At 68.2% G+C, this 13,462-nt stretch carries 14 protein-coding genes; 8 read left to right on the forward strand and 6 right to left on the reverse strand.

Annotated features, from left to right (window positions below):
* Positions 1-38 precede the first annotated feature (38 nt).
* On the reverse strand, positions 39-479 hold the full coding sequence (locus tag AS031_RS01610; RefSeq protein WP_058266394.1) for an SRPBCC family protein: 441 nt from the start codon (positions 477-479) through the stop codon (positions 39-41).
* A gap of 71 nt (positions 480-550) precedes the next feature.
* Between AS031_RS01610 and AS031_RS01615 the strand changes: the two genes are divergently transcribed.
* The 7 genes from AS031_RS01615 to AS031_RS01645 all read left to right on the forward strand — a co-directional run bounded on the left by AS031_RS01615 (position 551) and on the right by AS031_RS01645 (position 8,264).
* On the forward strand, positions 551-1,717 hold the full coding sequence (locus AS031_RS01615) for an RtcB family protein (RefSeq protein WP_058266395.1): 1,167 nt from the start codon (positions 551-553) through the stop codon (positions 1,715-1,717).
* Between the two features lie 130 nt (positions 1,718-1,847).
* Positions 1,848-2,984: an ABC transporter substrate-binding protein gene (locus AS031_RS01620; protein ID WP_058266396.1), complete on the forward strand. Its 1,137-nt coding sequence runs from the start codon at positions 1,848-1,850 to the stop codon at positions 2,982-2,984.
* A gap of 26 nt (positions 2,985-3,010) precedes the next feature.
* The gene (locus tag AS031_RS01625) at positions 3,011-3,736 is read left to right on the forward strand and encodes an ABC transporter ATP-binding protein (RefSeq protein WP_058266397.1); all 726 of its coding nucleotides are present in this window, start codon (positions 3,011-3,013) and stop codon (positions 3,734-3,736) included.
* Positions 3,726-4,682 carry an ABC transporter permease gene (locus AS031_RS01630; protein ID WP_058266398.1) on the forward strand — a complete coding sequence of 319 codons (957 nt, stop codon included), beginning with the start codon at positions 3,726-3,728 and terminating at the stop codon, positions 4,680-4,682. The genes AS031_RS01625 and AS031_RS01630 overlap by 11 nt, the downstream gene beginning before the upstream one ends.
* Positions 4,683-4,888: 206 nt before the next feature.
* Positions 4,889-5,359: an SRPBCC family protein gene (locus AS031_RS01635; protein WP_058266399.1), complete on the forward strand. Its 471-nt coding sequence runs from the start codon at positions 4,889-4,891 to the stop codon at positions 5,357-5,359.
* 74 nt (positions 5,360-5,433) lie between these two features.
* Positions 5,434-6,696 (forward strand): uroporphyrinogen-III C-methyltransferase, encoded by a 1,263-nt coding sequence (gene cobA, locus AS031_RS01640; RefSeq protein WP_058266400.1) that lies wholly within the window; start codon positions 5,434-5,436, stop codon positions 6,694-6,696.
* 101 nt (positions 6,697-6,797) lie between these two features.
* The gene (locus tag AS031_RS01645) at positions 6,798-8,264 is read left to right on the forward strand and encodes an FAD-dependent oxidoreductase (RefSeq protein WP_058266401.1); all 1,467 of its coding nucleotides are present in this window, start codon (positions 6,798-6,800) and stop codon (positions 8,262-8,264) included.
* Positions 8,265-8,332: 68 nt separating this feature from the next.
* Here the strand turns inward: AS031_RS01645 and AS031_RS20100 are convergent, their stop codons facing one another.
* From AS031_RS20100 to AS031_RS01660, 3 genes are read right to left on the reverse strand one after another with little or no spacing between them, the layout of a single operon-like run.
* Entirely contained in the window at positions 8,333-9,550 is a 1,218-nt protein-coding gene (locus AS031_RS20100; RefSeq protein WP_228379542.1) for an SRPBCC family protein, read from the reverse strand.
* Between the two features lie 29 nt (positions 9,551-9,579).
* A complete protein-coding gene (locus tag AS031_RS01655; protein WP_058266402.1) occupies positions 9,580-10,410 on the reverse strand; it encodes a DUF1206 domain-containing protein in 831 nt (276 codons plus the stop codon).
* 2 nt (positions 10,411-10,412) lie between these two features.
* Entirely contained in the window at positions 10,413-10,703 is a 291-nt protein-coding gene (locus tag AS031_RS01660) for a hypothetical protein (RefSeq protein WP_058266403.1), read from the reverse strand.
* Positions 10,704-10,860: 157 nt separating this feature from the next.
* Between AS031_RS01660 and AS031_RS01665 the strand changes: the two genes are divergently transcribed.
* Entirely contained in the window at positions 10,861-11,397 is a 537-nt protein-coding gene (locus AS031_RS01665; RefSeq protein ID WP_058266944.1) for a hypothetical protein, read from the forward strand.
* Between the two features lie 104 nt (positions 11,398-11,501).
* On the opposite strand, the gene AS031_RS01670 is transcribed toward AS031_RS01665, so the two are convergent.
* Positions 11,502-12,701 (reverse strand): AI-2E family transporter, encoded by a 1,200-nt coding sequence (locus AS031_RS01670; RefSeq protein WP_082641925.1) that lies wholly within the window; start codon positions 12,699-12,701, stop codon positions 11,502-11,504.
* Positions 12,702-12,780: 79 nt separating this feature from the next.
* Positions 12,781-13,461: a FadR/GntR family transcriptional regulator gene (locus tag AS031_RS01675; RefSeq protein ID WP_058266405.1), complete on the reverse strand. Its 681-nt coding sequence runs from the start codon at positions 13,459-13,461 to the stop codon at positions 12,781-12,783.
* Between the last annotated feature and the right edge of the window lies 1 nt (position 13,462).

Below are 13,462 nucleotides of genomic sequence, written 5' to 3' on the forward strand. Positions count from 1 at the left end.
CGGTGCTGCGCGTCAACGGTTATGCGGTTACGGGCCGGTTATGCGGGGTTGGCCTCGAGGATCGTCTTCAGCCGGTGCAGGTCCTTCCGGGTCTGCCGGCGGATCATCGGCGCCATGACCAGCCCCGCCAGCCGGGAGAAACCCGTGGGGCTCCCGCTGTTGCCGAGCGTCATGCGGGTCCCGCCGCCGTCGTCCGTCCAGGTGTAGGTGGTCTGCATGGGGAAGGGGCCCTGAGCCGTGCGCATCACGAGCTTCTCACCGGGGACGTACTCCACGAACTCGTAGGTGTAATCCAGCTCGCGGCCCAGGAACTTGGCGGTGAAGGCGGCGCGGGAGCCGACCTGCAGCGGTCCGTCGGCCAACCGCCGGGACTGGTAAATGTTCACGTACCAGCGGGGCGCGTTGTCCGGGTTGGCCGCGTACCAGGCAACCTCGGCGCGCGGCCGGTTGATGACAACGGCTGTTTCGACATTGACCATGCTGCTTCTCCTCTTCGCGTGCGGGGTTAGCCTAGGACTTACGTTAGTCCCGGCGCGGAGGGAGGCGAGCCATGGAAACCATCAGCCCGAAGCTCCTCAACTGGGCGTCGATCCTGGACAGCAAGACCCGGGAGCAGGCCATCATGACCGCGGGCCTGCCGTTCATCTACCCGCACCTGGCCCTCATGCCGGACGCCCACCTGGGCAAGGGGGCCACCGTCGGATCGGTCATCCCCACCCTCCGGACCATCATCCCCGCCGCGGTGGGCGTGGACATTGGCTGCGGCATGATCGCCGTGCGCACGCAATACTCGGTCAACGACCTGCCGAAGGACCGCAGGCGCCTGCGCGAGGACATTGAGCGGGCCATTCCGCTCTCCGCCGGCCACAACAACAGGACGGTGCTCCCGACGGCGGAACCCCGCCTCGCCGAATTACGGCGCCTGGCCGCCGGCGCGGGCTTCGATCCGGCACGGTATGTGCCGGCATGGGAACTGCAACTGGGCTCCCTTGGCTCCGGCAACCACTTCATCGAAGTCTCGGCGGACGAGCACGACGGCGTGTGGCTGTTCCTGCATTCGGGCTCGCGGGGCGTCGGCAACAGGATCGCCCAGCACCACATCGGGGTGGCGCAGCAGGTCAGCCGGAAGAAGCAGGTCCACCTGCCGGACCTGGACCTGGCCTACCTGGATGAGGGGACCCCGGAATTCGACCGCTACATCGCCGAACTCCGCTGGGCGCAGCACTTCGCCCTGCTCAACCGGGAGGAAATGATGGACCGGGTCATCGCCCGGTTCTCCCACTGGGTCCACGGCACCGTCAAGGAGCTCGAGCGGATCAACTGCCACCACAACTTCACGGAGCAGGAGACGCACTACGGCAAGCAGGTGTGGGTATCACGGAAGGGCGCCATCAAAGCCGGCCACGGCGACCCCGGACTGATCCCCGGATCCATGGGAACGGCGTCGTACGTGGTGGAAGGGCTGGGCAACCCGGCGTCCCTGAACTCGTCACCGCATGGAGCGGGGCGGGAATACTCACGCAATGCAGCCCGGAAGGCCTTCACGCTGGAGGAACTCAAACGCGCCATGACGGGCATCGAGTTCCGGGCGTCAGAGGCCTTCATCGACGAAATTCCCGCAGCCTACAAACCGATCGACCAGGTTATGCAGGACGCCAGGGACCTCGTCACCGTACGGCACAAACTCCGGCAGCTGGTCAACGTCAAGGGCAACTGAACGTCCAAAAGCTCGCTGCCATGCGGCCGAATGTGACGTTGCATGAACCTGCGTGACCCTCCGTTTAGGCTTCATTGAACGGGTTTAGGGCACTCCCTATGGTGAAACAATGACTAGTTCCAAGCCCGGGATGACCCGCATCGTGGCAGGCGACAGCGCGGTTCCCAAGCGCAAGCGTGCCATCGAGGCAGCCCTGGCCATCGGGCTGGTCCTGCTGATCGCCGTCGGGGCCATCGTTGCCTCCAACATTTCCCGCAACACCGAGGCGCAGGCCGCCGAGCCCACACCGGCAGCCGCCCTCAAACTCGGCTACTTCGGCAACGTCACGCACGCGCCGGCCCTCGTTGGCATCCGGAAAGGCTTCCTCGCAGAAGCCCTCGGCAACACCGCGCTCAGCACCGAATCCTTCAACGCCGGCCCCGCGGCCATCGAAGCCCTGAACGCGGGAGCCATCGATGCCGCCTACATCGGACCCAACCCGGCCATCAACTCGTTCGTCAAGAGCTCTGGAGAGTCCGTCAAGGTCATCGCGGGCGCTGCCGCAGGCGGCGCCCAACTGGTGGTTAAACCGGGGATCAACTCGGCTGCGGACCTCAAGGGCAAGACCCTCGCGTCCCCGCAGCTCGGCGGCACTCAGGACGTGGCACTGCGGGCCTGGCTCGCCGACCAGGGCTACAAGACCAGCGTCGACGGCAGCGGCGACGTCAATATCAACCCCACGGACAACGCCCAGACGCTCAAGCTCTTCCAGGACGGAAAGCTCGACGGCGCGTGGTTGCCTGAGCCGTGGGCCTCACGCCTGGTGCTCCAGGCCGGAGCCAAGGTGCTGGTGGATGAGAAGGACCTGTGGGACGGGTCCGGGACCGGCAAGCCCGGGGAGTTCCCCACCACGGTGCTGATCGTTAACCGCACCTTTGCCGCCAACCACCCGGAGACCGTCAAGGCGCTCCTGGTCGGCCACGCCAAGTCCGTCGCCTGGCTGAACGAGGCTCCGGAACAGGAAAAGGCCGCCGTCATCAACGCAGGCCTGCAGGAATCCGCCGGCGCCGCACTGGCCGACGACGTCCTGGCCCGTTCCCTGGCCAACATCACCTTCACCCTGGATCCGCTGGCCGGAAGCTATCCGCGGCTGCTGGAGGACGGCGTCAACGCCGGAACCACCAAGCAGGCCGATCTCAATGGGCTCTTCGACCTCCGGGCCCTCAACGAGGTCTCTGCCGCCAACGGCACCAGCAAGATTTCAGCAGCCGGCCTCGGCCAGGACTGAACCACCCACTACCTAAGGACGGCACCATGCCAGTCGTACTGGAAAACCTGGGCAAGCGCTTCGGCGACGGCGCCCCGGTGCTGGACGACGTCAACGCCAACATCGGGAAAGGCGAGTTCGTTGCCCTCCTCGGTGCGTCCGGCTGCGGCAAATCCACCCTCCTGAACATCATCGCGGGACTGGAAGCGCCGACGTCGGGCGCCCTGGAAGTCCCCAGCGACGGTGCCGCCTTCATGTTCCAGGATGCCGCCCTGTTCCCCTGGCTGACCGCACGGGAAAACATCGAACTGGCCCTGAAGCTCCGCGGCGTGGGCAAGGCCGAACGCCGCACGAAGGCCCAGGAACTGCTGGAACTCGTGCACCTGGGTGCGGCGGGGGACAAGCGCCCGCACGAACTCTCAGGCGGCATGCGCCAGCGCGTGTCCCTGGCTCGGTCACTGGCGCAGGACCGGCAGCTGCTGCTCATGGACGAGCCCTTCGCCGCGCTCGACGCGATCACCCGCGACCTGCTGCACGACGAACTGGAACGCATCTGGAAGGAAACCGGGCGCACCATCGTCTTCGTCACCCACAACGTCCGCGAGGCCGTCCGCCTGGGCCAGCGCGTGCTGCTGCTCTCATCCCGCCCTGGGCGCGTGGTCCAGGAATGGGCCGTCACCGAGGAACACCGAACCGACGCCGGGCTCGCCGGCCAGCTCACCGGGGTCATCACCGCCCGGCTGCGTGAGGAGATTCGCCGCCATGCCAAGTAACAGCACACCCCTCGCCGAAAGCGAACCGGCGGTCGAGCCCGTCAGGAATCCGGAGCATGTGCATGCCGCTTTGACGCGGACGTCCACCGGTAAAGAGGACCTGCGGGAGCTGGAGTCCGGGCTGGACTCCCTGCAGTCGGACGCCGAGCGCAAGCACCGGATCGACTGGAGCCGGATCCTCCTGCCGGTCGCCGCCCTGGTGGTCCTGGTCCTCATCTGGCAGTTCTACGTTTCGCTCGGTGTGAAGCGCCGCGACCTGGTCCCCGGCCCCCTCGACGTGGTGGGCCAAATGGGTGTGCTCTGGAACGAGGGCAAGCTGCAGGAAGCCATGTTGACCTCGCTGCAGCGCGGCCTGGTGGGCTTCCTCATCTCCGTGGCCATCGCCACCCCCGTCGGCCTGCTGCTGGCGCAGGTTGCGCCGCTGCGCCGCGCCTTTGGCCCGCTGATCTCCGGACTGCAGGTCCTGCCATCGGTAGCCTGGGTCCCCGCGGCCATTATCTGGTTCGGCCTGACCGACGCCACCGTCTACTTCGTGGTGTTCATGGGCGCCATCCCGTCCATCATCAACGGCCTGATATCCGGCGTGGACCAGATCCCGCCGCAGTTCCGCCGCGTGGGCACCGTCCTGGGCGCCAACCGGATCCAGATGGCCCTCCAGGTGGTCCTTCCCGCCGCGCTGCCCGGCTACCTGGGCGGCCTCAAACAGGGCTGGGCCTTCTCCTGGCGCTCCTTGATGGCGGCCGAAATCATCGCGGTGGGCGGCACCATCGGCTTTGGCCTGGGCTCCCTGCTGGACCAGGGCCGGGCCCTGTCCGACATGACGGTGGTGATGTCCGCGATCCTGCTGATCCTCGGCGTCGGCATCCTCATCGAACTGCTGGTGTTCGCCCCCATCGAAAAGCGCCTCCTGCGCCGCCGCGGACTGCTGGCCGGCAGCACCCGCTGACCCGGCCCCGCACCCAAAGAAGCGCAAGAGCCCGACGGCGACCTCCCGCCGTCGGGCTCTTTGCTGCTTCCTGACTGCTTCCCACCGCCGTCGCGGGGCACTTTGACACGGACACGCCGGGCAACCAGGCCTGGACGACGGCGGAGCCGGGCAAAGTGCCCCACGACGGCCCCCGGGACGGCACAGACAAATGGCAGACTGGCGCCATGACCGTCAGCTTCGTGTGCCGCACCGTGTCGGCCCTCTCCGTGGAAGAGATGTTCGACCTGGCGCGGAGTATCGACCTGCACGTGGACTCCCAGCAGAAATCGGGGGAGCGGGCGGTCGGCGGCATCACCCAAGGGCTGATCGGAGACGGCCAGGAGGTCACGTGGCGGGCTAAACACTTCGGGGTCCCGCTCACCATGACCAGCCGAGTCACGTCCTTCGACTTCCCCCGCAGCTTCACCGACCAGCAGGTGAGGGGCCCCTTCAAGGCCTTCCGGCACGTCCACGAGTTCGAGCCGACGGCCACCGGCAGCATCATGACGGACCGGGTGGAGTTCACCGCCCCGCTGGGAGTCCTGGGCCGCGTCGTCGAACGCCTGGTCCTGGCCGGTTACCTGGAACGGCTCATCCGGGACCGCGGACGGTTCCTCGCCGGCGCAGGGGACGACGCTGGCAGCACGCCTTTGTGACGCAGCGTTACCTTACGTGAACTGGTGTTGCTGACCCTTTGTGGGCCATTGTGACGCAGCCCTACCGTTGATTCATGGCAATTCAGGATATCTACCCCACGGCGCTCCGGCTGCTCGGCCGCCCGGTGCTGGTGGTGGGCGGCGGGCCCGTGGCTGCCCGCCGCGCCAAGGGGCTGCTCGACGCCGGTGCCCTGGTCACCGCCGTGGCTCCCGTTGCCTCGCCCGCGCTGCAGGAGATGGCCGACGCCGGCCTGCTCACCTGGGCAGCGCGGCCCTATGACACCAAAGATGTCGACGGCGTCTGGTTCGTCCAGACCGCAACCGGGGATCCGGCGGTGGACGCCCAGGTATCGGCCGACGCCGAGGCGCAGCGCGTCTGGTGCGTCAACGCCTCCAACCATGAAGCCTCCGCCGCCTGGACGCCCGCTGTTGCCGAGGTGGACGACGTCAAGATCGCCGTGAACGCCGGGGGAGACCCACGCCGCGCCATGGCCGTACGCGACGCCGTGGCCACCGCCCTCGAAACCGGCGACCTGCCGCTGCGCCGCCGCCGCGCACACCAGGGATCCGTAGCCCTGGTGGGTGGCGGTCCCGGCGACACCGGCCTCATCACCGTCCGCGGCCGCCGGCTCCTGGGCCAGGCCGACGTCGTCGTCGCCGACCGGCTGGGCCCCCGTGAACTGCTCAACGAACTCGCCCCCGACGTCCGCGTCATCGAAGTGGGCAAGACCCCCGGCCACCACCCCGTCCCGCAGGCGGGGATCAACCGGATCCTCGTGGAGGAAGCCCTTCAGGGCCACCGCGTGGTCCGGCTCAAGGGCGGCGACCCGTACGTCCTGGGCCGCGGCGGCGAGGAAGCCGAACACTGCCGCCGGCACGGCGTCGAGGTGGAAGTGGTTTCCGGCGTCACGTCGGCCATCTCCGTGCCCGCCGCCGCCGGCATCCCGGTCACGCACCGCGGGCTGGCCAAGGGCTTCAGCGTGGTCACCGGCCACGAAGAACTCTCCGAAGTGCCCGCCCGTCCCGACCACACGGTGGTCCTGCTGATGGGCGTGGGCCAGCTGCGTGAATCAGCGTCCGCGCTGGGCGAAGCCGGCCTGCCGCAGGACACTCCGGTTGGTATCGTGGAAAACGGCTATTTGCCGGACCAGCGCGTCACGATCGGCACGCTCGGTTCCATTGCGGACCAGGCCGAAGCCGCCGGCGTCGCGAACCCCGCAGTGATTGTCATCGGTGACGTGGTGCGCGTGAGCCCGTTCGCGCCGTCGCACTTCAAAACCGCTGACTACAGCACCACCAGCCCGAACAGCCCCCGCAAGACCGCCCTCACCACCTGAACCCCACCACCCAACCAGGTAGCATCAAGTGCCGTTATGGACCGCCAAAAGGGCACTTGGCGCTACCTAGTTGGGCAGGAACGAAGAAAAGGAACACAGCCGTGTCATCAAGCATCACCGTAGGCTCTGCCGAGCGTCCGCTGCGCGTCGCCGTCGTGGGTTCCGGCCCGGCCGGCGTCTACGCCGCTGACATCCTCACCAAGAGCGAAGCCGTCAAGAGCGGCGAGCTGACCGTCAGCATCGACCTCTTCGACCGCTACCCGGCACCCTATGGCCTGATCCGCTACGGCGTCGCCCCGGACCACCCCCGCATCAAGGGCATCGTCAACGCCCTGCACAAGGTCCTGGACCGCGGCGACATCCGCTTCTTCGGCAACGTGGACTACGGCACGGACCTCACCATCGAGGACCTCCGGACCCACTACGACGCCGTCATCTTCGCCACCGGCGCCATCAAGGACGCGGACCTGAACATCCCCGGCATCGAGCTGGAGGGCTCCTTCGGCGGCGCCGACTTCGTCTCCTGGTACGACGGCCACCCGGACGTTCCCCGCGAATGGCCCCTGGACGCCAAGGAGATCGCCGTCCTCGGAAACGGCAACGTGGCCCTGGACGTGGCCCGTGTCCTGTCCAAGCACGCCGACGACCTGCTGACCACCGAGATCCCGGACAACGTCTACGCCGGCCTGAAGAACTCTCCCGTCACCGACGTGCACGTGTTCGGCCGCCGCGGCCCCGCCCAGGTCAAGTTCACCCCGCTGGAGCTGCGCGAGCTGTCCCACTCCAAGGACGTGGACATCATCCTGTACGCGGAGGACTTCGAATTCGACGAGGAATCCGACCGCCAGATCCAGACCAACAACCAGACCAAGACCATGGTGGGCACCCTCACCAACTGGATCGCCGAGCAGCCCGAGGACCTCTCCGAGCTGAAGGCCTCGCGCCGCCTGCACCTGCACTTCCTGCACAGCCCGGTGGAGATCTATGACGACGCCGAGGCCCCCGGCAAGGTGGCAGGCATCAAGTTCGAGCGCACCGAGCTGGACGGCACCGGCAACGCCCGCGGCACCGGCGAGTTCGTCGACTACCCGGTTCAGGCCGTGTACCGGGCCATTGGCTACTTCGGTTCGGCCCTGCCGGACGTTGAGTTCGACCACAAGAAGGGCGTCGTGGCGAACGACGGCGGCCGCGTCCTGGATGCCGACGGCACCCACGTGCCGGGCCTCTACGCCACCGGCTGGATCAAGCGCGGACCGGTCGGCCTGATCGGCCACACCAAGGGCGACGCCCTTGAAACCGTGACCTACCTGCTCGAAGACCGCGAAAACCTTCCGGTCGCCGAGGCACCCGCCGAGGACGCCGTCGTCGAACTCCTGGACGCCCGCGGCGTGAAGTTCACCAGCTGGGAAGGCTGGCTGGCGCTGGACGCCCACGAGCTGGCCCTCGGCGCCGCAGCCACCGAGGCCGGCGGTTCGCACGGCGTCGAGGTCAAGCGTGAGCGCATCAAGGTGGTCCCGCGCGAAGACATGGTGGACATCTCCCGCGACGGCGTGGCCGCGCAGGTCTAGCAAGCCCTACGCCTCGGCCCCGCAGAACCCTTCAGTTCTGCGGGGCTCCGCCGTTTAACCCTGCCGGTCTACCGTCCTGCCCCGCCGGCCGCCATGAGCTCCAGCCGGCGGAGCGTTTCCCGGTTCCGGGCGGAGATGGCCGCATCCCGCAGCGCCTTGGGTACCAGCTTGCCCGGACCTCGGATGGCGTCCTCTTCAATGGTGACGAGGCAGCCGTCCCCACGTTCCTCAAGGGTGATCACCACCCGGGCCTCACCCATCGGCCAGCCGCGGGCCACCAGCTCCAGCGAACGGCCGGGGTCGACAGCGGACACCCTCGAACTGTCGTCGATGACCAGCGGCCAGGCACCCACGGAGTGGTGCAGCCGGGCTCCCGCCTGCGGCCACTCGGCGTCAACAGCGCGGATCCGTGACGCGCCGACCACCCAGCCCGAGTACAGCCAGCCGTTGGCAATGACCTGCCAGACGTCGGCGGAGGAAGAGCTGAAATGCTGCGAAACGGTGGACATGGCGTTCCTTCCGGTTGCGGTGGTGCTGGTGGTGTCGTCTTTCGCCGGCCGTCCTGCCTGTCCGCCCGGGCCGCGCACGACGGCGGGAGGTGCCGTTTTCCGGGCCGCCCGGTACGAGGGCTTCCGCAGCCGGCGCGTCCAAGGGTAGGCCGCGGCCCCCGGCGGCTGGTTGGCGAGCGGATCGAACCGCAGGGAGCTGTCCGACGGCGGGTTGCCGGCGTGCAGCCGCAGCTCGCCGCACTCCCGCCACGGCCCGGACGGGGTTGCCCAGTACAGCGCCAGGACCCACTCGCCTGACGCCAGCGAGCCCGGCGGAAGGCTTCGGGTACGCAGGCCCAGGAGTACCGGTCCCCGGCGGCCACGGTAGGGCATCAGCGTGTTCATGGCCGCTCCTGCCACGTCGAGACGCGGCCGCAGGAGGAACCTGCCCGGCACACGCCAGCCGGTGGATGCGAGCAGGACGTCCGCCGCGCCCGTGCGGTTGCCGGCGGCCGGGGTGATCCTCAGGGCGAGCCCCAGGACGTCCGGCAGCGTTTGCGGCAGGCCGACCGACCGGGAAAAGCGTGCCTCCACAACATCCACCCCTGCCGCATCGAGCCAGTCGATGCCACTTGGGGCTGCCGGGTTGCCCGTTCGGGTGAGTTCGCCGGTGAGGGCGAGTCCGTGCGGGTGGATTGGCCGGTCCGGCCGGACGGTCTTCAACAGGCGGAACAGGCCCGCAAAAGCCTGTCCGGCCGTGCGGGAAACGGCAGGGGCCTGGCTGGCGTTCTGGGTCATGCTTCCTCCCTACCCACAATTCCGCCGGCCTACATGTGTCCGAACCGGGCCCTGATCAGGGCGAAAATCCCGTAGGCGATAAAACCGGCACCGATGGCCATCAGCAGGTAGGGGCCGAAGGGGTGGTCGCGCAGCGCCTGCAGGCTTCCGTCCAGGCCGGTGGATTCCTCGGGGCTGTGCTTGGCCGCGGCAATGATGAACAGCATCCCGGTCAGGCCCAGGGCGATGCCCTTGGCGATGTGTCCCACGACGCCGAGGGTGTCGATGAGCCGGCCCCGCCGGGTTCCGTTGAAGTGGAAGAGTTCCTCCTTCTTGAAGCCGCGGGTGATGCCTTTGACCACGAAATAGGCGCCGATGCCGATGATGGTGAGCCCCACTGCCACCAGCAGCCAGATACCCAGCGGGTGCGCCATGACCGCTGCACTGAAGTCCCGGGTGGAGTCCCCGGAGTCGCCGCGCAGGCCCACGGCGAAGCCGGCAAAGCTGAGCCCGACGCTGCCGTACGCGACGGCCAGGAAGCCAGAGGAAATCAGTTTGGCCACCCGCTCCTTGCGGGGTTCGCCGCGCATCCTCAGGGTTGCCTCGCTGGCCTGCCACAGCGACAGACCGGCGCACGCTGCCACGCAGAACCACATCACGGCCGGTCCCCACGGGTTTGCGGCCAGCTGCTCGATGGCTCCCGTGGCGTCGGCCTGGCCGGGGCGGCCCAGGGCAATGGCGATGGAAATGGCGCCGACAATGACGTGCAGGAGGGCCATGACGGCGAAGCCAAGCCGGGCAAGGACATCCAGCACCTTGTGGTTGGACGCCTCCTCGATGGCGTCAGCCGCCTGGCTGAGGGTGGATTCGCCGTCCGCCATGGTCAGCCGTTCATGGGCCCCTCGGCACGCAGCTTCTCCGCGCCGGGTCCTTCAACGTGAACCGTGCAGCGGACCACCAGCCGGCCGGGGGCGTTGTCCAGTTCCACCAGGGAATCGTCGCCGCTGAGGACGGTGAAGACTTCGGAACCGGCCACCACGGTGACGTGCTTGGCCTTGGCGGTCTCCGTGGCATTCCGGAGCGCCTCGCCCTGGAGCCCGTCCACATACGTTCCGTCACCTTCGCGGGCCGGGTCGCCGAAGGCCCAGCCGAACAATGTCCCTGTGTTTCCCATGGCGACGATATTACGCGGTCCGGCCGGAGACGACGGGCTTTCGTAACATTAGTAAGTGTGCTTACCATGGGCGCACCGCGATCCCGCGGGGGCAGCAGGAAACCACAGGCCGCACCCGCGGCAGCCCGGAACCAGACCAACGTTAGGAATGCACAACATGGCAGGAAACCTCATTGCCCGGTCAGTCCACGATCTGACGGCAGCAGCATGGTTCGGTGGCTCACTGATGGGCGCCATCGGCCTGAACGGCGCAGCGGCGGAAGCCAAGGACCCGGCCGAGCGCACCCGGCTCTCCAGCGCCGGCTGGATGCGGTGGGCGCCGGTCCAGACCGCGGCCTTCGCCACCCACCTGGCCGCAGACCTGGCCATCGCCTGGGAGAACAAGGGCCGCATCGCCAAGCAGGACGGCGTCGCCCGCGACACCGCGATCAAGACGGCCGTCACCGTTGCCGGCGCCGCCGTCACCCTCTACTCGGGCATCCTCGGCAAGAAGGTGGAAAAGCTTGCCGGCGAGGGGGCCGAGGGTGCCACCGAGCCCCGTGCCGGAGCATCCGAGGAACTGAAGGCCGCGCAGCAGCAGCTCAAGGCGCTGCAGTGGGCCATCCCGGCCTTCGCCGCCGCAGTGATCGTCCTGGGTGCCAAGCACGGTGAGATGCAGCGGCCCAAGAACGTCTTCGCAGGGCTTCGCCAGTAGCGGACGCCAAGAACAAACGCACAGAACAAACGCACGACGGCGGTGCGGCACCCGGGTGCCGCACCGCCGTCGTGCGTTCCGTCCTGCAGGGAACGCGGGATGGCTCAGACGGGCTGGGAGTTCGCCGGCGGGAGGTCCGGGTTCATGTCCTCCAGTCCGGGGTCCTCGGCCGTCCACACCTGGACGATGGCCCAGGCAACGGCGGCCAGCGGCACGGACAGCACGGCGCCGATGATCCCGGCAAGGATGGTCCCGGCCGTGAGTGCCATCAGGATCACCAGCGCGTGCAGCTGCAGCGACTTGCCCATGACCACCGGCTGCAGGAGGTCGCCTTCAAGCTGGTTGACGGCGATGACCACTGCCACCACGATCAGGGCAACCACCGGGCCGTTGGCCACCAGCGCCACGAGGGCTGCCAGGATGCCCGCCACCGTGGCGCCCACCAGGGGGATGAAGGCGCCGATGAACACGATGATGGCCAGCGGGAATGCCAGCGGAACCTGCAGGATCAGCAGCGCCGCGCCGATGGCCACCGTGTCCACCAGGGCGACGATGGCTGTGCCGCGGACGTAACCGCCCAGGACCTCCAGGGTGCGGCGGCCCACCCGGCGCAGCTTGGCCTCCCGCTGTCCCGTGAACGGCCGCAGCAGGAAGTTCCAGATTTTGGCGCCGTCCTTGAGGAAGAAAAACAGGATGACCACCATCAGGGCGGCGCCGGCAAGGAATTCGGTGACTACGGACAGGCCGGTGATGGCTCCGGAGCGGACCTGGCTGCTGGTGGCGAACTGGACAATGCTTTCCCGCGCCTGTTCCAGCTGCGCCTGTTCCACGGGAATGGGCCCGGTCCGCAGGAACTGTTCCAGCTCGTCCAGACCCGAGGAGGCCTGCGCCGCCAGTTCGGCCCACTGGTTCCGGACGGAAAAGTAGATGACCGTGAACACTCCGGCAAGCACCAGCAGCAGCGCCACGAAGGCGACGCCGGTGGCCAGCCCGCCGGGCAGGCCGCGGCGCCGCAGCAGGTTCACGAACGGGCCGATGGCGGCCGCGAGGATCAAGGCGATGAGGACCGGAATGACCAGCAGCTTGATCTGCATCAGTGCGAACACGGACACGGCCGCCACGATGATGATGAGCAGGACTTGGGCCGCCCGGGTGCCGACGCGGCCAAAGCCGTCGGCCCACAGCTCCGACGGTGTCCGTTTCTCCCGGGCGGGGGCGGCGGAACCTGCGGACGCTTTTGCCTTCAAGGGAGGCGGTGGTGCAGCTTCCTCGGGTTTGGTGGTCAGGTGTGGGGGGCGGGCCATGGGAACTCCTCATCGGCTGTGGCCCGCGGCCTGAACCGTGGGCTTACTGTCATTATTGGATAGTAAGCCTACTGATGAATCAGGCGCCGAGCCACTCTGCGCACGAGTTCAGGTTTCTGCTGACCGTGGCCACCGCAGCCTCGGCATCGCCGGCCTCCAGGGCATCCACCAGGATTCCGTGGCCCTCCAGCGGGAGCCCGTCAAAGCCCGGCCGCTGCTGCTGTGCCAGCAGGTCCTGGTGCAGGGCCGGGCCGAAGCTGACATAGAGCTCGTGCAGCAGGGGGTTGCCGGAGGCCTGGGCGACGCGTTCATGGAAGGCCCAGTCGGCCCGCGCCCAGGCTTCGCAGTCACCGCTGCGCCAGGCCTGGTCCCGGGTGGCGAGGAGCGTGCGGAGGGCCGTGACGTCGTCGGACGTGGCGTTCTTCGCGGCGAGCCGGGCGGCCTGGGTGTCCAGTCCCAGCCGCACTTCGAGGATGTGTTCGGCCGTATGGTCCTGGAACAGCCTGCGGGCGGCGCCGGAGATCTCGCTGGTGGTGCGGACGTAGGTGCCGTCGCCGCGCCGTACTTCGAGCATGCCGCTGTGGGCCAGGGCCTTGACCGCCTCACGGAGGGTGCCGCGGGACACGCCCAGTGTGGCCATCAATTCGGGTTCCGGAGGGATCCTCTGTTGCAGCGGCCATTCACCGGAATGGATCATGGCGCGCAGCTTGGCGGTGACCTCGTCGGCGAGCGGCGGGCGGGTGGACGGGCTAAGGCTCATG

It is taken from the genome of Pseudarthrobacter enclensis, assembly GCF_001457025.1.
Lineage (GTDB): Bacteria > Actinomycetota > Actinomycetes > Actinomycetales > Micrococcaceae > Arthrobacter > Arthrobacter enclensis.